The sequence below is a fragment of the uncultured Rossellomorea sp. genome (assembly GCF_947488365.1).
Taxonomy (GTDB): Bacteria; Bacillota; Bacilli; order Bacillales; family Bacillaceae_B; genus Rossellomorea.
Genome location: NZ_CANKZT010000002.1, coordinates 219,020 through 240,501, shown reverse-complemented (window position 1 = coordinate 240,501; position 21,482 = coordinate 219,020). Strand labels below are relative to the sequence as shown.

At 41.3% G+C, this 21,482-nt stretch carries 17 protein-coding genes; 6 read left to right on the top strand and 11 right to left on the bottom strand.

Features of this window, described 5'->3' with window-relative positions; all coding sequences use genetic code 11:
- The first annotated feature begins 29 nt into the window (after window positions 1-29).
- Window positions 30-899, top strand: coding sequence for an SDR family oxidoreductase (locus Q1B03_RS08110; protein WP_299740202.1), 870 nt, complete (start codon window positions 30-32; stop codon window positions 897-899).
- A gap of 66 nt (window positions 900-965) precedes the next feature.
- Here the strand turns inward: Q1B03_RS08110 and Q1B03_RS08105 are convergent, their stop codons facing one another.
- The 5 genes from Q1B03_RS08105 to Q1B03_RS08085 all read right to left on the bottom strand — a co-directional run bounded on the left by Q1B03_RS08105 (window position 966) and on the right by Q1B03_RS08085 (window position 7,282).
- Window positions 966-1,997: a LacI family DNA-binding transcriptional regulator gene (locus Q1B03_RS08105; RefSeq protein WP_299740200.1), complete on the bottom strand. Its 1,032-nt coding sequence runs from the start codon at window positions 1,995-1,997 to the stop codon at window positions 966-968.
- 146 nt (window positions 1,998-2,143) lie between these two features.
- Window positions 2,144-3,682 (bottom strand): alpha-amylase family glycosyl hydrolase, encoded by a 1,539-nt coding sequence (locus Q1B03_RS08100; RefSeq protein ID WP_299740198.1) that lies wholly within the window; start codon window positions 3,680-3,682, stop codon window positions 2,144-2,146.
- A gap of 38 nt (window positions 3,683-3,720) precedes the next feature.
- Entirely contained in the window at window positions 3,721-4,563 is an 843-nt protein-coding gene (locus Q1B03_RS08095) for a sugar ABC transporter permease (protein WP_299740196.1), read from the bottom strand.
- A 1-nt stretch (window position 4,564) separates the two neighbouring features.
- Complete coding sequence (locus tag Q1B03_RS08090; RefSeq protein ID WP_299740195.1) at window positions 4,565-5,851, bottom strand: carbohydrate ABC transporter permease; 1,287 nt, start codon at window positions 5,849-5,851, stop codon at window positions 4,565-4,567.
- Between the two features lie 150 nt (window positions 5,852-6,001).
- Window positions 6,002-7,282 carry an extracellular solute-binding protein gene (locus Q1B03_RS08085; protein ID WP_299740193.1) on the bottom strand — a complete coding sequence of 427 codons (1,281 nt, stop codon included), beginning with the start codon at window positions 7,280-7,282 and terminating at the stop codon, window positions 6,002-6,004.
- A 292-nt stretch (window positions 7,283-7,574) separates the two neighbouring features.
- On the opposite strand from Q1B03_RS08085, the gene Q1B03_RS08080 reads away from it, so the two are divergent.
- From Q1B03_RS08080 to Q1B03_RS08065, 4 genes are all read left to right on the top strand, one after another.
- Window positions 7,575-9,335: an alpha-glycosidase gene (locus Q1B03_RS08080; RefSeq protein WP_299740191.1), complete on the top strand. Its 1,761-nt coding sequence runs from the start codon at window positions 7,575-7,577 to the stop codon at window positions 9,333-9,335.
- A gap of 112 nt (window positions 9,336-9,447) precedes the next feature.
- Window positions 9,448-10,803, top strand: coding sequence for an MATE family efflux transporter (locus Q1B03_RS08075; protein WP_299740189.1), 1,356 nt, complete (start codon window positions 9,448-9,450; stop codon window positions 10,801-10,803).
- 395 nt (window positions 10,804-11,198) lie between these two features.
- On the top strand, window positions 11,199-11,540 hold the full coding sequence (locus Q1B03_RS08070) for a P-II family nitrogen regulator (RefSeq protein ID WP_060670328.1): 342 nt from the start codon (window positions 11,199-11,201) through the stop codon (window positions 11,538-11,540).
- 62 nt (window positions 11,541-11,602) lie between these two features.
- Window positions 11,603-12,991 (top strand): ammonium transporter, encoded by a 1,389-nt coding sequence (locus Q1B03_RS08065; protein WP_299740180.1) that lies wholly within the window; start codon window positions 11,603-11,605, stop codon window positions 12,989-12,991.
- A gap of 97 nt (window positions 12,992-13,088) precedes the next feature.
- On the opposite strand, the gene Q1B03_RS08060 is transcribed toward Q1B03_RS08065, so the two are convergent.
- The 4 genes from Q1B03_RS08060 to asnB all read right to left on the bottom strand — a co-directional run bounded on the left by Q1B03_RS08060 (window position 13,089) and on the right by asnB (window position 19,374).
- Window positions 13,089-13,925, bottom strand: a complete 837-nt coding sequence (locus tag Q1B03_RS08060; RefSeq protein ID WP_299740156.1) for a phytoene/squalene synthase family protein — start codon at window positions 13,923-13,925, stop codon at window positions 13,089-13,091.
- Window positions 13,891-15,393, bottom strand: coding sequence for an NAD(P)/FAD-dependent oxidoreductase (crtI, locus tag Q1B03_RS08055; protein WP_299740154.1), 1,503 nt, complete (start codon window positions 15,391-15,393; stop codon window positions 13,891-13,893). The genes Q1B03_RS08060 and crtI (Q1B03_RS08055) overlap by 35 nt, the downstream gene beginning before the upstream one ends.
- Window positions 15,390-16,913 (bottom strand): NAD(P)/FAD-dependent oxidoreductase, encoded by a 1,524-nt coding sequence (crtI, locus tag Q1B03_RS08050; protein ID WP_299740152.1) that lies wholly within the window; start codon window positions 16,911-16,913, stop codon window positions 15,390-15,392. The genes crtI (Q1B03_RS08055) and crtI (Q1B03_RS08050) overlap by 4 nt, the downstream gene beginning before the upstream one ends.
- Window positions 16,914-17,517: 604 nt before the next feature.
- Window positions 17,518-19,374 (bottom strand): asparagine synthase (glutamine-hydrolyzing), encoded by a 1,857-nt coding sequence (gene asnB, locus Q1B03_RS08045; RefSeq protein ID WP_299740150.1) that lies wholly within the window; start codon window positions 19,372-19,374, stop codon window positions 17,518-17,520.
- 148 nt (window positions 19,375-19,522) lie between these two features.
- Between asnB and Q1B03_RS08040 the strand changes: the two genes are divergently transcribed.
- Complete coding sequence (locus tag Q1B03_RS08040) at window positions 19,523-20,086, top strand: DUF2777 family protein (RefSeq protein ID WP_299740149.1); 564 nt, start codon at window positions 19,523-19,525, stop codon at window positions 20,084-20,086.
- Between the two features lie 78 nt (window positions 20,087-20,164).
- On the opposite strand, the gene Q1B03_RS08035 is transcribed toward Q1B03_RS08040, so the two are convergent.
- The gene (locus tag Q1B03_RS08035; RefSeq protein WP_044337728.1) at window positions 20,165-20,536 is read right to left on the bottom strand and encodes a YisL family protein; all 372 of its coding nucleotides are present in this window, start codon (window positions 20,534-20,536) and stop codon (window positions 20,165-20,167) included.
- A 72-nt stretch (window positions 20,537-20,608) separates the two neighbouring features.
- A complete protein-coding gene (locus Q1B03_RS08030) occupies window positions 20,609-21,478 on the bottom strand; it encodes a fumarylacetoacetate hydrolase family protein (protein WP_299740145.1) in 870 nt (289 codons plus the stop codon).
- Window positions 21,479-21,482: the final 4 nt, after the last annotated feature.

Sequence of the window (21,482 nt, the reverse complement as noted above, 5' to 3'; positions counted from 1 at the left end):
TAACCCAAATCATCAAAGGAGTGTTTTCATTGTCACAACAACAAAACCAGAAGCAAACGTTTCCCCCACAGCATCAGGATCATCAGCCGGGTACTGTGGATGAGATGAACCCCCAACCGATTCATACGGATCAAAATTATAAAGGCAGTGGGAAGTTAGACGGGAAGGTCGCTCTCATTACCGGAGGAGACAGCGGGATCGGACGATCGGTCGCCTGGTATTTTGCCAGGGAAGGCGCCCATGTCGCCATTTCGTATTTAGATGAACATGAAGATGCGAATAAAACGAAGGAATTAGTGGAAGCTGAAGGCGTAAGATGTATCCTGCTGTCAGGTGATATCGGAAGCTCGACATTTTGTAAAGACATCGTGAACAAAACGATTTCAGAGTTCGGGAAGCTTGATATCCTTGTGAATAATGCAGCTGAACAGCATCCTCAACAAGGACTGACGGATATAAGTGACGAGCAGTTGGAGCGTACCTTTAAAACGAATGTGTTCTCTATGTTCTACTTAACAAGAGCAGCATTGCCTCATCTAAAAAAGGGGGCTTCCATCATTAACACGGCTTCCATCACAGCTTATAAAGGGAATAAGGATTTGATTGATTACTCTTCTACAAAGGGTGCCATTGTAAGTTTCACGAGATCCCTTGCAGAAAACATTGCATCTGATGGAATCAGGGTAAACGGCGTGGCACCTGGCCCGATTTGGACTCCGCTGATTCCGTCCACCTTCAGCTCTCAAAAGGTATCCCAATTTGGAGCCAATACTCCACTCGGACGTGCTGGACAGCCTTATGAATTAGGACCTGCATACGTATACTTAGCAAGCGAAGATTCAAGTTACGTATCAGGACAGATGATTCATATTAATGGCGGGACGGTTATTAACGGATAAAATGAAAGCGACTGAAACATATGATTCCCCATTAAGTGGAGATTCCAACGTTTCAGTCGCTTTTTATTATGATTTCACTTTTCGCTCACTGCAAGAGTATCTTGTAACGAGCTGATGTGGAACGATGATTCTCTTGATCGGCTCTTTCGGGTTTTCAATCTTTTGAATAAGACTTTTAGCCGCTTCGTTACCAAGATTAAATATATTGATATCCACTGATGTAAGCGGTGGACGGGACATTTCGGCCAGCAGTACATTGTTGAAGCTGACAATGGAGATATCTTCAGGCACTCGGATGCCCATTTCATCCAGTGTGTTCAGTACGCCTAATGCCATTAAGTCATCGGCCACTACCAGAGCCGTTGGAGGATCGTTTAATTGCATCAGCTCATTAATGGCTTCACGCCCTCCTTCACGGAGAAATTCTTCATGAATGATATACTCGTCCTTCATTTCAATTCCAGCATCCCGCAAAGCCTTCTCATAACCTAATAGACGCTCAACGGTTACAACAAGATTGAGGTCCCCCCCGATAAACCCGATACATTCATGACCCAGCTTCAGGAGATAATCGGTCACTTCCTTCGTTGCTCTGTAATTATCATTGTCTACATGGGTGATTTCTTCACAATACTTGTAAGGCTTACCTACAACAACAAAGGGAAAGTCGCGATCCTTTAAGTAGTTCATCACCTTATCTTCAACTTTCGAGTATAGAAGGATGATACCGTCTACTCTTCCCCCTTGAACCATTTGGACGACACCTTCGTAAATTTCTTCTTCAGATTGACCTGTGGACATTTGAAGTGCGTATTGTTTTTCCTGTGCCCCTTCACTTAGTCCTCTTAAAACTGTTGGAAAGAATGGGTTTTGTGAAAAAGTACTAGCTGAACCCGGTAATACAAGACCCAATACTTGAGTTGATTGATTCGCCAAGCTCCTTGCAATGAAGTTAGGATGATATCCTAATTGCTCCATCGCTTCTCTTACTTTTTGCTTTGTTTTCTCGCTGATTCTTGGATTATTTGCAATAACACGTGAAACCGTAGATGGAGCTACGTTTGCAAGCTTTGCAACATCCTTTATGGTGACCGCCATTCATTCCACCCCCCTCTTTAAAAAGCTTACCCTCTTACGTGTCGAGGGCTGCTTTATTCTATTTTATTAGAGAATTAAAACGCTTCCATTTTATTATTCTTAAAAATGTGAAAAAACAGGGCTCATAGATAGAGCCCTCGATGAAATTATGACTGCTTTTTCTTTCTTCCACGCTTCCATACAAGATAAATAAAGAGTAAGAAAAGGACATACACCGTGCCGAGTGCTAATAGATAAGGATAGTTCAATCCACTCTTCTGTTTAAGGGAATAAACCTCTGCTTCTTCACGATCAAGTACGACTGTATAATTTCCATCTTTATCACTACGAACCAGGTCTGCGGTTAGTAACCCTTTCAGCTCACTATTTTCCGCTAATTCTTCTTCACTCAATTGAACTTTTTTAGATTCACTAGTGTTGTTAATCGCGATTATGAGTGTTTGGTCACCGTAAGCACGCTTAAATATTCCCATCCCGTCTTTTTCATAGATGGGGTCAATGGTCCCTCTGGTCAGGGCAGGATAATCTTGACGGATCTTTCCTAATTGAGTGATATAATCGATTAATTCTTCATCTGCCCTGAAATTCATAAAGCGGCGATTATCCGGGTCATTTCCACCATCGACAGCGATTTCCGAACCATAATAAACGATTGGAACTCCGGGAGTTGTGTACATATACGTTAGAGCGAGCTTCCATCTGGTACCCGGGAAGATCTTCTCTTGAACGAGCAGTCTCGTAAAACGTTCCATATCATGGTTATCGATAAAAGTTCCCATTAAATAGGGATCGTCATAGTACGTTTCGTTGTATTTCCAAAAGTTAAATAAGCGATCCATCGAAGTATCCGGTTTTTGGAATACAGAACGCATTTCTTCTGCTTGAGGAAAGTTAACGAATCCATCAATGCCTACATCATTGTATTTCGCTATCTTCTGGGGATCACGATCGAACACTTCACCAAGAAGATAGAAATCTTCCTTGACTGACTTAACCTCATCGCTGAATTCAGTCCAGAATTCCTTGGGTACGTGACGAACAGTATCCAATCGATAGCCGTCAATATCCGTTTCTTCGATCCACCATTTCGCGGCGTCAAATAAGTAGTTTTTCACTTCGGGATTTTCTGTATTTAAATCGGGAAGATCATATAACCACGCATTTTGAACGCTTTCTTCATTATCAAAGTTCATCGGCTGATTTTCGTGAAACCAGTCCGCTTTCTCAGGGTCATTCACCCAAGGGTGTTCGGCTCCGACATGGTTTACAACAAAGTCCAACATCACTTTCATATCGCGCTTATGGGCTTCATCCACCAGCTTTTTGAACGTTTCCATTGATCCGAAATGTTCTTCTGTCTTATAGAAATCTGTAATCCAATACCCATGATAACCCAGCGGTTGATTATCAAAGACCGGAGTCAGCCATATGGCGGTGAATCCCATATCCTTAATATAATCCAGCTTATCGATCACACCTTGAAAATCCCCGCCCTGATAGGCTTTAGGGTCCTTCGTATCCACTTGTACATCATTGCTCGTATCCCCGTTATTAAAGCGATCGACCATTAGAAAATAAATGGTCTCATCCTGCCATCTTCGTTCTTCTTTTTCAACTGCACCTACCGGAAGGGCGTAAAAAAGAAGAAACGGGACTAAAATGAGAGATAATACTCTTCTTTTCATCTCCGCTCCTCCTAAAACTGTTAGTAACGCCTATAAGATTATCCTTTTGTACCCCCTGCCGTCAATCCTGAAACGAAGTATTTCTGGAAGAACAGGAATAATAGAGCAATTGGTACGGCAATTAAAACAGATCCAGCAGCGAATGTTGTAAATTCTGCTCCAAATTGTTTTGCTACCATATCATAAAGGGCAACCGGTAATGTATACATTGTTTCTGAACGCAACAAGATACTTGCAATGATAAAGTCCGCGAATGGTGCAATGAATGAAAACAGTGCAACTACCGCAATGATCGGTTTCGCAAGGGGCATGACGATTTGGAAGAAGATACGCAAATGTCCCGCTCCGTCCATTTTCGCTGACTCATCAAGCTCTTTCGGAATCGTATCCAGATACCCTTTCATTAACCATGTATTCATTGGGATCTGTCCACCAACGTATACAAGAATCAATCCAATATGAGTATCCAATAGATCTGTTAATAGTGCTAAAACGAAAATCGCAATCAATGCAGCAAAGTTAGGAATCATTTGTAGGATAAGGAATGTCATTAATCCATTCTTACGTCCGGCGAAACGGTAACGTGAGAATGAGTAAGCCGTTAAACTTACCAGTAAAACAGTAAGTGCCATTGTTGATAAACTTACTTTTAATGAGTTCCAGTACCAAAGCATATAATTACTTTGCTCCAGATCGAATAGTTCCTTATAATGTGCCAGTGTTGCATTCTTAGGAATAATGGATGAACCGGATAAACTTTGACCTGGGTTAAAGGAAGAACCGATGATCCATGCAACCGGGTATAGAATGATGGCAAACATTATTCCGATGGCCAGGTACGAAAATGTTAAGCGTATGAGTTTCTGTCTTTTCATATTCATATTACATCATATCCTCTTCTTGGAATGATTTCGTTCTCTTGAACTGCCAGATCGCTACTGTAATAACGATGATGGATAATAATAATGTGATGGCAGCGGCTTTCGAATACTGCGCGGATGTCATAGTCAAACTGTAGATCCAGGAAATCAGAATGTCAGTTCCACCTGCATTTTGTCCTGTCAGGGCAGGTCCTCCGCCATTGAATAAGTAAATAACGTTAAAGTTATTAAAGTTAAATGTGTATTGCGTAATGATGATTGGTGCTGTTGCAAAAAGCACAAGCGGCAGAGTTATGTTCTTGAACTTCTGGAAGGCTGATGCCCCGTCAACCGTTGCTGCTTCATAAAGCTCATCAGGAATCGATTGAAGAACTCCCGTTGTCATTGCAAAGATGAATGGGAAGCCTAACCAGGCTTGAATACCAATCAGGGCAATTCGTGTATACATCGGTTCAGTCATCCATGGTAAACCTTCAATGCCAAAGAATCCTAAGATGTCTCGGTTAATCGTTCCGAAAGATTCATTGAACATACCAGCGAAGACCAGTATGGAAACGAAAGCCGGGATGGCCCAAGGTAAGATGAACACGGTACGAATGATTGCTTTTCCTTTTAAATCCTTTTGATTGACCAGGATGGCAAGGAATACACCCAAGGCAACTTGAAGCGTTGTGGCACCAAATGTCCAAACAAGTGTCCAAGCTAATACGGTAATGAATGTTTCTCTCCAAATATCAATCTTGAAAATATCAACAAAGTTTTGAATTCCTACCCAGTCGACTAATTTAGCCGGTGGTGAGTGATACAAATCATAGTTTGTAAACGCCAGTAAGATAACAAAGATGATCGGGAAGATGACTACGAATACGAGTAATAAAAATCCAGGAGACATAATGAGATATGGAAAGCCATTGTCCACTAAATTTCTGTACTGTTCCCGAATCGTACTTAGCTTCTCTCCTCTGTCTCTCTTTTCTCCGTTTTTATATGCGTCCCGAAGATTAAATAAGTAGAATCCGATTCCGAAGATTAATACGATGATTGCAAGGATGCCGTATACCATTAAGAAAATGGAATGATCTCCGTATGAGATGTCTGTCCCAAGCGTTGTAATCCCCCATAATCCGTAGCCGATCAAATCTCTAAAGACAAGGATAAAAGCGGCTGTCATGATCAGGAAGAATCCGCCTTTTAGAAACTGTCTATGATACATCTGACCTAATCCAGGGATTAGGGAAAGGGCCAGTGCTGTTTTTCTATGTTTTGTTTGATAGGATTTTTGCTCCATCCTATATTCCCCTTTCTACGTTCACAATTTTGATAAGCTTCAAGAGCTTTTTAAGAAAAGAAGTGGTTATTTCCTTAAAAAGCCCTTGAATAGGTCTTTAAAAGGATAGCAGTACCTCTCAGGTTGAGAAGGTACCGCTATATTTATTCATTAGTTTGAATGATTTGCATCTATGTTTTCTTGAATTTGCTTTACAGCTGCATCAAGAGCCGCTTTAGGTTCTTGTTTGCCTGTCACAACGGTTTGAAGTGAGTCAGCCATTGGTCCCCAAACTTCTCCCATTTCAGGGATGTTTGGCATTGGAACCGCATATTGAGATTGCTCAGCAACTGCTTTAGCTCCTGGATTTTCTGCAATCGCAGGGTCGTCGATCAACCCTTGGTTTGTTGGAACTTCTTGAGTTTGTTCAAAACGTAATTTTGCATACTCATCTTGAGTGATGAATTCGATGAATTTTTGAGCCCACTCTTTATTTTCAGAGTATCCTGATACGTGCCAGCCTTTAACACCCATGAACGTTTTCATTGGCTCTCCGTTTGGAAGCTTAGGCATAGCTGAAATACCGATATCGATTCCTGCATCTTTATAACCTTGGAAAGACCATGGACCATTCATGACAGAAGCAACTTTCCCTTCGCCAAACAGACCGTCCATTGCAGATCCACCATTTTCACCAACGATACCTTTAGGGAATAACCCTTCTGAGTACCATTTTTGAATATATTCAGTACCTTCTACAGCACCTTCATTGTTTAAACCAAGATCTTTCGCATCTAATGCTCCATCCTTTTCAGCAAATACATATCCGCCGAATCCACCGATCGGTGCATGAGCGAAATAGAAGTTATCCCAAAGAGCTAAGAAACCGTAGTTCCCTTCTTTAGTGAAGTCTTTAGAGAACGTGTATACTTCATCCATTGTTTTTGGAGCTTCTTCCATTAATTCTTTGTTATAAACGAATACTGGAGTTTCAGAAGACTTTGGAAGACCATAAAGTTTTCCATCATAGCTCTCCGCTGTCATGGAAGACTCAGTGAAACGCTCTTCAACGTCTCCTTCAACTTCTAAAGCAGCGATATGACCGGCAAGAGCAAGCTCACCGATTTGGTCATGTGGTAATGTTAAAACGTCTGGACCAGTTCCAGCAGGACCGTCTAAACGTAATTGTTCTTTCATCTTAGTAGCCATTTCGACTTCTTTCACTTCAACTTTGATGCCAGTTTCTTCTTCGAACTTAGCACCTACTTCATCCAGCCATCCAGTTTTCTCTTGATCTTCCCAGACAACCAGTTTTTCAGGTTTGTTTGCATCGTCAGCTTTTTTCTCTCCGCTGTCGTTGTTCCCTGACCCTTCTTCACGATTAGGACCACAAGCAGCCAACGCCCCTAGTACAAGCATGATTACCATCAATAATGATAACGCTTTCTTCATCTCGACCCCTCCTAAGTATGGTAAAAAATATTGAGCTTTCCGTTAGACTGAACAAACGCTTGCACATACTATGACTTAATCTCTAAAGATATCGCTTACATTCTTTGTGAAAACGATTGCACAACCTACTTCTTATTATACAAACTAAATCTACTTTGACAATACTTTTTTGAAAATTTTTTATGTTAGCCCGAGAGGAAAGAAAACGCTTTACTAGATTATAGACCTATTATTGACAACATTGTTGGTTTAGAATACTCTTTAAATGGAATGAAAAAGAGGAGGATATACGATGCTACTGGAAGCCATCTATCATAGACCGAAAGATAATTATGCATACGCTTGCACAAAGGATGAATTACACATACGGATTCGTACGAAGAAGAATGATGTAGAAAACGTCACACTCCTGCACGGAGATCCTTATCAATGGGAAGACGGAAAATGGCAATTTGATCGTAAGGAGATGATTTTAACCGGAACTGATCACCTGTTTGATTATTGGTTCGCTCCCATCTCACCTCCTTTCAGACGTCTTCGTTATGGTTTCCTTCTGCATGACGAAACGGAAGAAGTCTTTTATGGAGAAAAAGGATTTAATGTGGCCCCTTCTACTGATATCGGGGATTACTTCTGCTTCCCGTTCTTGAATACCATCGATGTTTTTCAAGCACCGGCTTGGGTGAAGGATACAGTATGGTATCAAATCTTCCCTGAGCGATTCGCAAATGGGAATACTGAGAATGATCCTGAAGGAACACTGGCTTGGGATAGCACAGAGCCCACTCCAACCAATTTCTTCGGAGGGGATTTAGAAGGTGTGATCCAGAACATTCCTTATCTAAAAGAGCTTGGGATCTCTGGAATCTACTTTACCCCCATCTTTAAAGCGCATTCCAATCATAAATACGACACGATTGATTATTTCGAAATCGACCCACAGTTTGGGACGAAAGAAACATTGAAGGAATTAATAAAAGTCTGTCATGAGAATGATATTAAAGTCATGCTGGATGCTGTCTTTAATCATAGCGGCTTCTATTTTGACCAGTTCCAGGATGTACTTGAAAACGGTGAGGACTCTCCTTATAAAGAATGGTTTCATGTAAACGAATTTCCCTTGGATATAGAAAGTAATCCGCCTAATTATGATACCTTTGCATTCGAACCTTCCATGCCGAAGTTAAATACTGAAAATGAAGAGGTTCGCAATTATCTATTAGAAGTTGGCCGATACTGGATAAAGGAATTTGATATCGATGGATGGCGCCTGGATGTTGCTAATGAAGTTGATCATCAGTTCTGGCGTGAATTCCGAAAAGAAGTGAAGGGGTTAAAACCGGATCTATATATCTTAGGAGAAATTTGGCACGATTCAATGCCTTGGTTACGGGGAGATCAATTCGATGCTGTCATGAACTACCCTTTCACGACAAACCTATTGAATCTGTTCGCTCACCAAACAATCTCTGCTTCTCAATTTGTTGAAAACATGACTTCGGTTGTTCATATGTATCCTAAGAACGTAAACGAAGTGAATTTCAACCTTGTTGGAAGTCATGATACACCGCGTGCATTAACAGAGTGTGGCGATGATATCCGGCGAGCTAAACAAATCTACACTTTCATGCTCACCTTTACAGGCACACCTTGTATCTATTATGGAGATGAAATCGGCTTGACCGGTGACCAGGATCCTGGCTGCCGAAAGTGCTTCCCATGGGAACAAGATCAACATAATGAAGAGCTCTTCGGGCATATACAAAAACATATCTCTCTTCGTAAGGAATATCCACTGTTAAGTAACGAAGGAAATCTGACGTTTTTACCAGGTGACCTTCATGAACATTGCCTTTCCTTCACCAAATCAAACGGAGAGGAAACAATATTTGTTCTATTAAACTGCAGTGAAGAATCGACCACCTTCTCTCTTCCTTTCGAATTAAGAGGAAAGAAAATCACGAATCTGTGGAGTGGAGAAGATTTTGCCGCTGAAGCAGAGTCCATCGAAGTGGCACTCGAAGGGTATGGATTTGCCATCCTGAAATTTTAAAAAAACTTAGTTCGTGAAAAGTGGGACTACACCTTAACGGTTAGTCCCCTTATCTATTTAAATTGTAAAGAATGCCCAGGTGCATATCCCTGGCCAGCTAAAGGAGAAATCTATGAGCAAGAATCAAAAAAACATGACCCTCTTTGCCTTGACTTGGCCGATTTTCATTGAAATCTTTCTTCATATGCTGATGGGAAATGCCGATACGTTAATGCTAAGTCAGTACTCAGATGATTCTGTTGCAGCAGTCGGGGTTTCCAATCAAATCCTTTCTCTCATTATTGTCATGTTTGGATTTGTCGCTACAGGTACTGCCATTCTTGTTGCTCAGCATCTGGGAGCCCGGGAAGACCGATTGGCTGGAGAAGTATCCATCATTTCCATTGCCGTTAACTTAGGATTCGGTCTCTTCCTTAGTATCGCCCTTGTGTTTTTCAGTGAACCGATTTTGCTTTCAATGGATCTTCCCCGATCACTGATGGATGAAGCATCTTCTTATTTGAAAATCGTTGGAGGATTCGCCTTTATCCAGGCCTTGATCATGACAGCCGGTTCCATCATGAGGAGCTATGGCTACACGAAAGACGCCATGTACATCACGATCGGAATGAATATCATCAATGTGATCGGGAACTATTTATTTATCTTTGGTCCATTTGGTGTTCCTGTTTTAGGAGTGGAAGGGGTAGCAATTTCCACGATTGCTTCGAGACTCATCGGATTCATAGTGAGCATCATCGTGATCACCAAACGAATCCCCAATGCTCTTCCAATCAAGAGTCTTTTTCGTTTACCCATTTCTCATGTGAAAAATTTATTGCGCATCGGGATTCCCTCTGCAGGAGAACATTTATCTTATAACGGCTCACAAATGGTCATTACGTATTTCATTGCAAGTATCGGGACGAACGCATTGACCACCAAGGTGTATGCACAAAACCTGATGATGTTTATCTTTTTATTCAGCGTAGCAATCAGTCAGGGAACTCAAATTATCATTGGTCATATGATCGGAGCAAAACAATTTGACAGTGCCTATGAACGGTGTTTGAAAAGTTTAAAGATTGCTATTTTCATCTCTCTTATTATGGCCGGAATTTTCTCTATCGCAGCGGAACCGCTACTGCGAATATTTACAAACAATGAAGAAATCATTTCTCTTGGTAAAACATTGATCTACCTGACCATCATTCTCGAACCAGGCAGAAGCTTCAATTTAGTTGTCATTAACGCACTAAGAGCAACCGGTGACGTACGCTTCCCGGTCTATATGGGGATCTTATCCATGTGGGGAGTAAGCGTTACACTCTCCTATATACTCGGAATCTGGTTTGGGCTCGGACTTATCGGCATCTGGATCTCCTTCATTGCCGATGAATGGCTCCGGGGCATCATCATGCTCAAACGCTGGCGATCCAAAGTATGGATCCATAAACGATTTGTCCAAAGTGATAATAGCACAGTTTAGAGGGACGGACCTTCAAGTGGTTGTGAACCTTGGAGCAAGTCCATATGACCGCTGCTACCCTCCCTCTTTTAATAAAAAGGATGGGACAAAAGTGTTTTAGTCTAAGTAAAACCCGAACAAATCTGCTTTAGGCAGATTTGTTCGGGTTTTTTATTTATTTATTTGGTTTTTTAGTTTTGTCCCCCCTCCCTCCTTTTCACTCCAAATGAAAACGCATCCATCAATTCATGTTAAGTTTTTTTACATAAAAACGCTTACATTATAAATTAACACTTGAACTTTTGTTATTTTCTGAATATGATAAATAATATAACTTATTCATGTCATAAAACCTAACATCAGAGAATCGATTTATCCAAGAATGAATGAACATAAAACTAAAGGAGGAAAAAACAATGAAAAAAGTAGAAGCGATTATACGTGCAGAAGCATTCTTGTCCCTGCGAGAAGCGTTATGCCTTCGTGGCTTCAGCGGACTAACCGTATCGGAAGCAGCTGGCTGTGGAAAACAAAAAGGGAAGCAAGGGATTTTCAGAGGTAATAAATTTGAACTGCAGTTAGTCCCCCGTGTAAAGGTGGAAATGATCGTCGACGATGGTCAGGTTGAAGACATCATTGATCTCATCGTTGAACATTGCAGTACTGACACCGTAGGAGACGGAAAGATTTTCATCTATCCGGTTGAGGATGTCATTCGCATCCGTACAGGTGAACGAGGAAAAAAAGCTGTTTTATAGATTATTTCATTCCTAACTCAATCACTAAGCCGCTTTACCAAACCAAATTTGGAGGGATACCATTGATTAAAAAAATTTCTGCTCTGTTGTTTCTGTCACTGTTTGTGAGCACTACTGCTTTTGCTGCGGCCCCTACCGCAGAATCTGTTCAAGCATCCGTTGACTCCTTGTGGGTCATGATTGCTGCAGTTCTTGTGTTCTTCATGCACGCTGGATTCGCCATGGTCGAGACTGGATTTACCCGAGCCAAGAACTCCCTTAATATCCTGATGAAAAACTTCTTAACTGTAGCCATTGCTTCTGTTCTGTTTTTCATTGTAGGGTTTGGGTTTATGTTTGGGGGAACATCCGGTGGAATCATTGGTGCTGACAGCTTTTTCCTTTCAGGACGTGAAGATATCGGTTTCTTCCTATTCCAATCCGTATTTGCCGCTACATGTGCAACGATCATTTCAGGGGCTGTAGCTGAACGAATGAAGCTTAAGAGTTATATTCTATTGACCATTGCCATGACCGGAATCATTTATCCGATTGTCGGACATTGGATTTGGGGTGGCGGATGGCTTTCAGAGCTTGGATTCGTTGATTTTGCCGGATCTACTGTCGTTCATTTAACAGGTGCTGTCGGAGCCTTTATTACGGTGCTTTTCCTTGGAGCACGTATCGGCAAATACAATAAAGGGAAAGTGAATGTTATTCCTGGTCATAATATCCCGATCGGTGCCCTTGGGGTATTCATCCTTTGGTTCGGCTGGTTTGGATTTAATGGAGGCAGCAGCCTAGCCGCTGATCCGACGCTTGTACCTCACGTCATTACAACAACTTTATTCTCAGCATCTGCTGCCATTCTTTCATCCGCTTTCTATACACTAGTAAGATTTAAACGAATCGATCCTTCCCTGACATTAAACGGAGCACTGGGAGGACTTGTCGGAATCACTGCCGGCTGTGCCAATGTATCACTCGTCGGCTCTCTCTTTATAGGGCTTATTGCAGGAGTGATCCTGGTTGAAGCCGTAACGTTCATCGATACGAAACTTAAAGTCGATGATCCTGTTGGAGCCATTGCAGTCCATGGAATTTGTGGGATCTGGGGTACGGTAGCAGTTGGATTGTTTGATGTTTCAAACGGTTTATTATATGGCGGTGGCGTCTCTTTAGTAGCCACACAAGTCCTAGGCGTGTTGGCAGTTATTGCCTGGACGTCCGTAACGGTCGGAGGTTTCCTGTTCATCGTCACGAGAGTATCAAGTATCCGCGTTTCACGTGAAGAAGAACTTTCAGGACTGGATTTTACAGAGCATGGATCGAACGCCTATGAATTAAAAGATACTGTATTAGAATCAAACATTTCTTCCTCTTCTCCTTTTGGATCTGATCTTGTCGAAAGATTAAATTCCATCGGAACAGGTAAAGTGAGTGAAACCATGAATCAACGAAACACAATCTAATCAAATCGGGAGCTGCAGAAAGCGGCTCTCTTTTTTTGTCTATACCAAAAATAATCCCGTATGGAAGTTTACAACCTAAGCTTCCATACGGGATTATTTACGAAATCGTTGAAATGATTTTTTCTTTTACATCCTTCGACACGAAATGCTTCTTGGAAAAAACATTATAGTGATTCTTTCTTACTTCATTCAGGATGGCCCTATACAATAATGCGGCACCCTTCACTGGTGTTCTTGAATACACAGGATAAAGATTCATTGTACGGAATGCTCTATCATAATAGTCTTCTGCAACCCTGGCCATTTCTTCCCATACGGACCGGAAAGCATCATTATTTTGATAATCCATTAATTCTGTTACAGTATATTCATATTTAACAAATAAATCCTGCGGGATATATAATCTTCCTCTTTCCAAATCCTCACCAATATCTCTTAAAATATTGGTAAGCTGCATGGCATACCCTAAGTAAATCCCATCTTCTCTTAATTGATGTTCTTTCCCGGGAGCAAGAATAGGAAGGAGCATTAACCCTACAGTGCTTGCAACGTGATAAGAATAGTCCAGTACATCATCCATCGTCACGTAAATTCTCCCGTTCAAATCCATCCGCTGTCCTTTCATCATATCCCGAAAGGCTCCGATGTCCATGTTGAAATGTTTAAATACATCGTTCAATGCTACCCACATAGGCTCTTCTTCGTTATAATAACCCCTAAGAAATAATTCGAATTCTTTTTCGAACCGGAGCAATTCATCGGATGGCCAGATCCCCTCGTCTACGATATCATCTACTTTTCGACAAAATGCATAGACAGCCCATACGGCTTTCTTTTGGTCTTTCGGTAAAAGGGAAAATGCTCTGTAAAAGGTCTTTGAGTGAAGTTTAATGATATTCTCACAATGATCGTATGCTTCCAAGATCTTGTTCATGTAAGGTCACATCCTTCCTTTCCGACTCGGATTTATAAAGTTCTTTAAAGGATTCAGCAACAAGCTTTGCCCCCTGCATGACAATCGGTACACCACCACCCGGATGGATGGACGCTCCTACAGCAAAGATATTCTTTTCTGCAAACGGTTGTACCTGAGGTCTGAACGGACCTGATTGCTTTAAACTGGGTGCAATACCGAAGCTTCCTCCAGAATATAACCCCTCTTGTTTTGCCTCTTCAGGTGTCCTTACTTTCATCCACTTAATTCGTTTTCTTAACTCTTTAAAGCCCCTTTTTTCCATTGTATCCAATACAGAATTGGAAAGAAATTCTGAAGCCTTCTTCCAGTCCAATTTCTCGGAAACCGGAACAGGGATTAGGACGTATAGGACACTGTTCCCTTTAGGCGCAAGGGATGAATCAACCTTAGACGGATTAAATACGTAAAATGAAGGTTCTTTAGGAATTCTCTTATTCTTGAAAATATCCTCCATATTATTAGAGAAATGTTCATTTAAATAAAATTGATGCATTTCCATTTCTTTAAAACCCCCCTCTATTCCCATATACAACAAGACGCAACCGGATGAGGGCTTGTAAGGTTTAGGGGCCTTTTTCTTTAATAATTTTGATGCCGTAGGAAAATCTCCATTGATGATCACTGCATCTATTTCTTCTCTACGGTTTCCAAGCACGATGTGAGTCGCTTTATCACCTGTAGTCTCGATTTCTGTGACAGATGAGGAGGTCTTGATGGAGACACCATTCCGTTCACAAGCCTCTAGTACATGCTCCAATAGAGATGCATAACCACCATTTATATAATAGATACCATGTTTATGCTCACTAAAGGATACCAAACTATAAATTGCAGGAGTCGTATAGGGGTTCCCGCCGATGTATAAGGTTTGAAGCCCGTATGCGGTTTGGAGTTTTTCATGATCAAAATAATGCTTTAAATTCCCCATCACGTTCCTGTATGCTTTTAACTTAAGCAGTGAGCCAATCGTTTCCCGATTCAGATAGTCTTTTGTCTTTAAAAAAGAGGATTCAAGAAATTGAGGCTTACCGATTGTAAACCGTTCATCCATGTCATTCATAAATCGCAGGAATCCGTCTTCATCTCCAGGAAACTGCTGTTTTATTTCTTCATATTGCTTATCTACATCAGCATATTTTGTATATGTTTGACCGTCTGCAAAATGAACGTTATACAAAGGATCACATCGGACGAATTCAATTGCGTCTGTATTTATACCTGCTTCTGAAAGAATGGAAAGCAGCATTTCGGGCAGAAGCACGATGGTCGGTCCTTTATCAATTTTGTAATCACCTTCTTGAACAAAGGCAAGACGCCCACCGATGATTGACTCTTTTTCATACACCGTAACCTCATGGCCCTCTTTCGACAGTAACAGTCCCGATATCAATCCGCCGATGCCTGATCCAACAATCGCCGTTTTCATAATGCTTCCCCCATTGTTTGATCTTTGGTAAATGAGAAGGAGGGATCTTCGTTCATCAGCATATTCGTTGTAATACGGGCTGATTCTAATATCGTAGGCAACCCGCTTCCAGGATGAGTTCCTCCGCCGACCAGCCAGCAGTTTTCAAGCTCTTCAAATTTGTTGTGAGGTCTGAGTGCCATCATCTGAGTTAATTGGTGACCGAGATTGAAGGTCGCACCTTCGTATATATTGAAGTCCGTTTCCCAGTGATGAGGCGAGATGATTTTTTCAACTTGGATATGTTCCCGAATGTTCTTTAAACCTGTTTTGCTTTCAACTGCATCCAGAACAAGATCCCGGAACGTTCGTTCATTCTCTGTCCAATCAATTCCGCTTACATTATTGGGAACGGGAGCAAGGATATATAAAGTGGAATGTCCTGGAGGAGCAAGCGTCTTATCTGTCACAGAAGCATTTTGAATATAAATGGAGGGATCTTCAGGAAGTGTAAACGTCTCCGTTATTTCCTCCACATTTCTCTTATAGTCCTCTGCGAAAAGGATGCTGTGATGAGGAAGATCATACTGTTTATCGATTCCAAGATAAATCATGAAGGTGGAGCAGGAATACTTCTTCTTCTTCAGTTTTTCTTTACTGTACTTCTTGAGAACTCCGTCTTCTACAAGGTTACTCATCACATGAGCAAAATCTCCATTGATGATGACTTCATCTGCGGAAACCTTCACTCCATCCTCTGTAATGATTCCCTTCACCACATTACGATCTTCAATCCACAATTTCTTGACCCCCCGGCCCAAATGGATGGAACCTCCATGCTCCGTTACTACTTTGGCCATGGCTTTCGACAGCTGATTTACCCCGCCGATCGGGTGAAAAATGCCATATTCATGCTCCATGAAGGACAAAATCGAGAATGCTCCCGGACACTCCCACGGTGACATCCCTAAATATTTCGATTGAAAGGTAAAGGCTAACCGCAATTCATGATCAGTGAAATAATCGCTTAACACACTATAAAGTGATTTCCCTAATGACAATTGGGGAAGTGCCCTCAAAACCTTCCAGCTGATATATTGATAATATCGATCCATGGGACTTTGGAGAATCGGCTTTAAACGCTCCATTTTCTTACGAGTATCATTCATAAAACGCGTATACCCTTCTGCATTCCCCGGATAATGACGTTCAATTTCCCGGGATAGTCTCTCCGGGTCTTTAAACATTTGCACTCTTTTATCTTTAAAAATCAGTTCATACATCATTGAGAGCTCTTGTAAATCCACATAGTCGTGAAGATTTCTCCCTGCTGCCTCGAATAATTCTTCAGCAATTTCCGGCATGCTCAAGAACGTTGGACCAATATCGAACGTATACCCATCCATGGTGACAGACCCGTTTCGTCCCCCAATGAATGTTTGCTTTTCATATACTTCTACGTCGTACCCCTTGCCGGCTAAAAGCATCGCTGCCGCTAGACCTCCTGGACCAGCACCTATGACGATCATTTTTTTGGCCATCGTTACTGCCTCCGATATTTTTTATTTGTACATTTATTATACAATACTTATACAAATATAGTATACAATTCTTTTTTACTAGAAACAAAGTTTAAGCACTCATTTTCCAGAAAAATTTGATTCACAAAAAATGACTGGGCTTGTCTCTTATAAAATTTTCGCAAATCTTGAGTATTGAGATCCGTTTACCTTCGCTGTTTTACCATGGATAGATCACTACGATGAATTGATTGGAAATACAACAAGGAGACATATAAAAGGTACCCTCCTTTTACTATGCCTCCTTTTTAAATCATTATTACTTAAAATCTATGTTTGTACCTGTCTCTTAATTCTTATTGGTTTTTTAACCTGGAGTTTCTCGAGAAATTCCGGCCGTTTTAATGGAAAATCCAGCCACTTTCATGAAAAATGCGGCCGTTACGACCAAAAATCCGGCCATTACCAAATGTATTCCAGCCGAAATCAATAAAAATCCAGCCGTTTCACTTATTTTTCCAAAAGATACCGCATAGGAACCCCCTATCCAAATTCTCTTATCGTTCTAACTCACACAAAAAAGGTAAGCCCCTTTATAAAAGAAGCTCACCTTTTCAAATAGCTATTATTCTACAATTTGAACATTATAATCCTTAAACCAAACATGTATCTGTGCCAAGTGGGCAAGTAGTTGGGGACCGGTCATAAGTTGGCCATACCATGGTACCTCGAAGGCAGATCCACCTGTTGCAACGATTTCTTTCAGTTTTTCTTCATCGAACAATTCATAGAGAACACTTGATTTGTCTTCGAGTATTTCATTCAACCAGTCACTTACCAGTTTCGTGTACACAGGGTGATGTGTTTTCGGGTAGGGACTCTTCTTCCGATAAAGGACTTCGTGTGGGAGCACTCCCTCAAGTGCCTTTCGCAGGATCCCCTTTTCTCTTCCTTCGTACATTTTCATCTCCCATGGAATGTTCCAGACATATTCTACGAGTCTGTGATCAGCAAATGGCACACGGACCTCCAAGCTTGCACCCATACTCATGCGATCCTTGCGATCTAACAATGTCGTCATGAACCATAGTAAATTCAGATAGAATAGTTGCCTTCTTTTCGTTTCAACTTCACTTTCCCCTTCTAATAATGGGGTTTCTGCCACTGTCCGATCATATTGCTCCAGCACATACTCTTCCAGATTTAATTTCTTACTCCATTCTTCCTTCAGAAGGCCTTGACGCTCAGCCGTGGAGCGCATCCATGGAAATCCTCTGCGGTCGAAATCTTCTGGACGGTGAAACCAAGGGTATCCCCCGAATATTTCATCCGCACATTCTCCTGATAATCCAACCGTGAAGTCCTGTTTAATTTCCCGGCAGAACCATAATAGGGATGAATCAACATCAGCCATTCCCGGTAAATCTCTTACATGAACCGCCTCAGTCAGATAGTCCTTCAATTGTTGTTGACTAATGATACTGCGATGATGCACTGTTTTAAATTCAGAAGTCATCTTATCAATCCACGGCGCATCGGAATTCGGCTGGAAATCGTTCGCTTTAAAGTATTGATCATTTTCTTCATAGTCGATGGAGTACGTATGAAGACTGCCTTTTCCCTCTTCTTTATAGCAATTCGCTGCTACCGCTGTAATTGCACTGGAATCAAGTCCGCCGGATAAGAAAGTACAGAGGGGTACATCGGAAACAAGCTGTCTTTGGATGGCATCGGTTACCAGGAAGCGAACTTTCGCAACTGTTTCAATAAAAGAATCTGTATGCTTTTCACTCTTCACATTCCAGTATCTCCATATTTTCAAGCCCTTTTTAGAGAATAGTAACGCATGAGCCGGACGGAGTTCCTTCACCCCTTTGAATACACCATTTCCAGGCGTACGGGATGGTCCGAGTCCCAATACCTCCGCTAATCCTTGATGATCCACCTGAGGCAAAACATCCGGATGAGCCAGTAACGCTTTAATTTCCGAACCGAAAAGGATTCCTTCTTCCTTTTCAAAATAAAATAAAGGCTTAACGCCCATTCGGTCCCTGCCTATAAACACGTGCTCCTGTTCACTGTCCCAAACCGCAAATGCGAAAATTCCATTTAAATGATGGACACATTCCTCTCGCCACTCAATATAAGACGTTAACAGGACCTCCGTATCAGAATGGCCTTTGAAGGTATAACCCTTAGAAATAAGTATCTTTCTTAAATCTTCTGTGTTGTAAAGTTCACCATTGTAGCAGATGGTGAAAAGGTGGTCGTTATGCTGAATGCTCATGGGCTGCCTGCCACCTGCAGGATCTACTACAATTAATCGTTTATGACCAAACGCAACATGTTCATCAATCCATACATTCGTTTCATCAGGTCCTCTTTTAGAAAGGGTTTCAGCCATTTTTTCTACTACTTCTTTTTGATCCGACAAATCTCGTTTATAATGGATCCAACCTGTAATTCCGCACATTGTGATCATCCTCACTTTCTAATCAAACAAACTGGGCTCACGGACACATAAATTATTCTATGCTCTGAGCTTTAAATGGTTAATTGTCTCAATCAATCTTTACATGAATGAAATATGATAATTATGACAAGAAATGTAGTTAAGGAGGGATATTCACTTGAGCAACATATTTCGATCAAACATTTTAAAATCCCAAAAAAGGTCCTTCTCCGAGGGCACTGCTCTTTTCGAAGAGGATACGTGGTACTTTTTCGAAATCGATGCCGAGGAAGAGTCCGAGCTCGAATTTTACCTCAATCATGAATTAAAAGTATATAGAGATGGGGACTGGCTTACAGGTGTTCTGTTGGAAGACGGAATTATCGTGACACCGTATGAGCGATTAAGAATCGAGAATGGCGATCGAATTCAAATAAAGAAGAATATATTGTATTCGTTGGAGAATTTATTGGAAGAGATTTCTGATGATGCTTTTCATCAGTTTACAACAGCCTTAAACAATCTGGGTTATTCTATTTATGATAGTATCTTTTGCCATAACCACCTGGTTTTCCTTGGAAATCAAAAGATTAAAGAAGGGGTTAACTTCATCACCTTCGATAACGGTGTAGAAGTATGTGCTGTCCAGCATCACTTCACCTATTACAAAAAGAAGCGGGACCGCTTTGAATTCACATTAAGTACGGGGAGACGAATTGTGATTGAGAGTTTTAATATTTAATCCATTCATAAACCCAAATAGAAAAAAGCAAATGCCTGCCGGTATCCGACAGACATTTGCTTTTTTTCTATTCCTTCTTTATCCAAGGAAATTCAAGCCCAAAGGCAATCGTAATCCCAAATAAAGAACAATGATTAAAGCGATGATCAATTGAATCCAGAACATCTTCGTACTCTTGCCTTTATTCATGCGAACCAAGACCATCTCGAACATCCCGATGACCCAAATACCAACCAATCCTTTAATGCCATATAGGGCAGGATTAATTCCCTGATGCTTCCAGAATAATAGGGCACCCGTTAAAATAATGAGCAGGTAGAATAACCGTAAAATCATATGTACAACTTTCATGCCTTTTTTCTTCCCTGCATTATGTAAGCCAACCGCTACAAAGAAAAGAATAATCGCAATCACCCAAGTTGTAATATGGGCATGTGTATTATCAAACATAATGAACCTCCTACATGTAGATAGTTTACGTTCATAATATTACCATAGTCTTAACTCCAACAGAAATTTTAACTAGGCCTGTAACTGATTTGTCAAAATTCCGAGAGATTCAATTTCGATTTCCACTCTGTCACCTTTCTTCAGGAAAAGCGGAGGCTTGAAGCCTTTTCCAACTCCAGCAGGGGTCCCGGTAGCAATGATATCACCAGGCTCAAGGGTCATCCCCTTTGATAATGTAGAAATGATGGTGGGGATGTTGAATATCATTTCACTTGTGTTTGAAGACTGACGGATTTCATCATTTACCCTCGTCTTGATTTCCAGATTCTGCGGGTCGGCGATTTCATCCTTCGTGACAAGATAAGGACCGATCGGACATGTTGTATCAAGGCTCTTACCGATAAAAAATTGGCCATGCTTTTTCTGCAGATCCCTGGCGGTTATATCATTGAGTATCGTATATCCAAATACGTAACCCAAGGCGTCTACCGGGGAAATCCCTTTCCCTCTCTTGCCAATCACGACAGCAAGCTCTCCTTCATAATCAAGCTGCTCCGTCACTTCACCATGATGCAGCACCGTTTCACCATGACCGATTACGGTATTGGTGGCTTTAGTGAAGATCATGATGTCTTTCGGGATATCCTGTTCGCTGCCCATTTCGATGGCATGATCACGATAATTTTTCCCTACACACATAATATTCCTCTGCACTTTCGGAAGCGGTGAAAGCCACTTTATCTCAGCATGCGAATAATAGCGGGGTTCTGCCGAATCTTCCTGAAGAACTCTTTTTACCTTTTGAAGAAAACCCTCCCCCTCTTCTATCCCGCCAAGTAAATCCTGAGGCAAGCCGTGCAAACCTGCTAACTCTATAATTCCGGCATTTCGTTCCACACCATACGTCTGTCTATCCCCAACCTGAAAGCTAACAAATTTCATTCCT

What these genes read in the sequence shown, in the direction of transcription:
- asnB (WP_299740150.1), bottom strand. Translation starts at nt 19,374, where the DNA reads ATGATCACAATGTGCGGAATTACAGGTTGGATCCATTATAAACGAGAT.
- Q1B03_RS08085 (WP_299740193.1), bottom strand. Translation starts at nt 7,282, where the DNA reads ATGAAGAAAGCGTTATCATTATTGATGGTAATCATGCTTGTACTAGGG.
- Q1B03_RS08090 (WP_299740195.1), bottom strand. Translation starts at nt 5,851, where the DNA reads ATGGAGCAAAAATCCTATCAAACAAAACATAGAAAAACAGCACTGGCC.
- Q1B03_RS08030 (WP_299740145.1), bottom strand. Translation starts at nt 21,478, where the DNA reads ATGAAATTTGTTAGCTTTCAGGTTGGGGATAGACAGACGTATGGTGTG.
- crtI (WP_299740154.1), bottom strand. Translation starts at nt 15,393, where the DNA reads ATGAAAACGGCGATTGTTGGATCAGGCATCGGCGGATTGATATCGGGA.
- Q1B03_RS08060 (WP_299740156.1), bottom strand. Translation starts at nt 13,925, where the DNA reads ATGAACAAGATCTTGGAAGCATACGATCATTGTGAGAATATCATTAAA.
- Q1B03_RS08080 (WP_299740191.1), top strand. Translation starts at nt 7,575, where the DNA reads ATGCTACTGGAAGCCATCTATCATAGACCGAAAGATAATTATGCATAC.
- Q1B03_RS08070 (WP_060670328.1), top strand. Translation starts at nt 11,199, where the DNA reads ATGAAAAAAGTAGAAGCGATTATACGTGCAGAAGCATTCTTGTCCCTG.
- Q1B03_RS08105 (WP_299740200.1), bottom strand. Translation starts at nt 1,997, where the DNA reads ATGGCGGTCACCATAAAGGATGTTGCAAAGCTTGCAAACGTAGCTCCA.
- Q1B03_RS08035 (WP_044337728.1), bottom strand. Translation starts at nt 20,536, where the DNA reads ATGTTTGATAATACACATGCCCATATTACAACTTGGGTGATTGCGATT.
- crtI (WP_299740152.1), bottom strand. Translation starts at nt 16,913, where the DNA reads ATGGCCAAAAAAATGATCGTCATAGGTGCTGGTCCAGGAGGTCTAGCG.
- Q1B03_RS08095 (WP_299740196.1), bottom strand. Translation starts at nt 4,563, where the DNA reads ATGAATATGAAAAGACAGAAACTCATACGCTTAACATTTTCGTACCTG.
- Q1B03_RS08075 (WP_299740189.1), top strand. Translation starts at nt 9,448, where the DNA reads ATGAGCAAGAATCAAAAAAACATGACCCTCTTTGCCTTGACTTGGCCG.
- Q1B03_RS08100 (WP_299740198.1), bottom strand. Translation starts at nt 3,682, where the DNA reads ATGAAAAGAAGAGTATTATCTCTCATTTTAGTCCCGTTTCTTCTTTTT.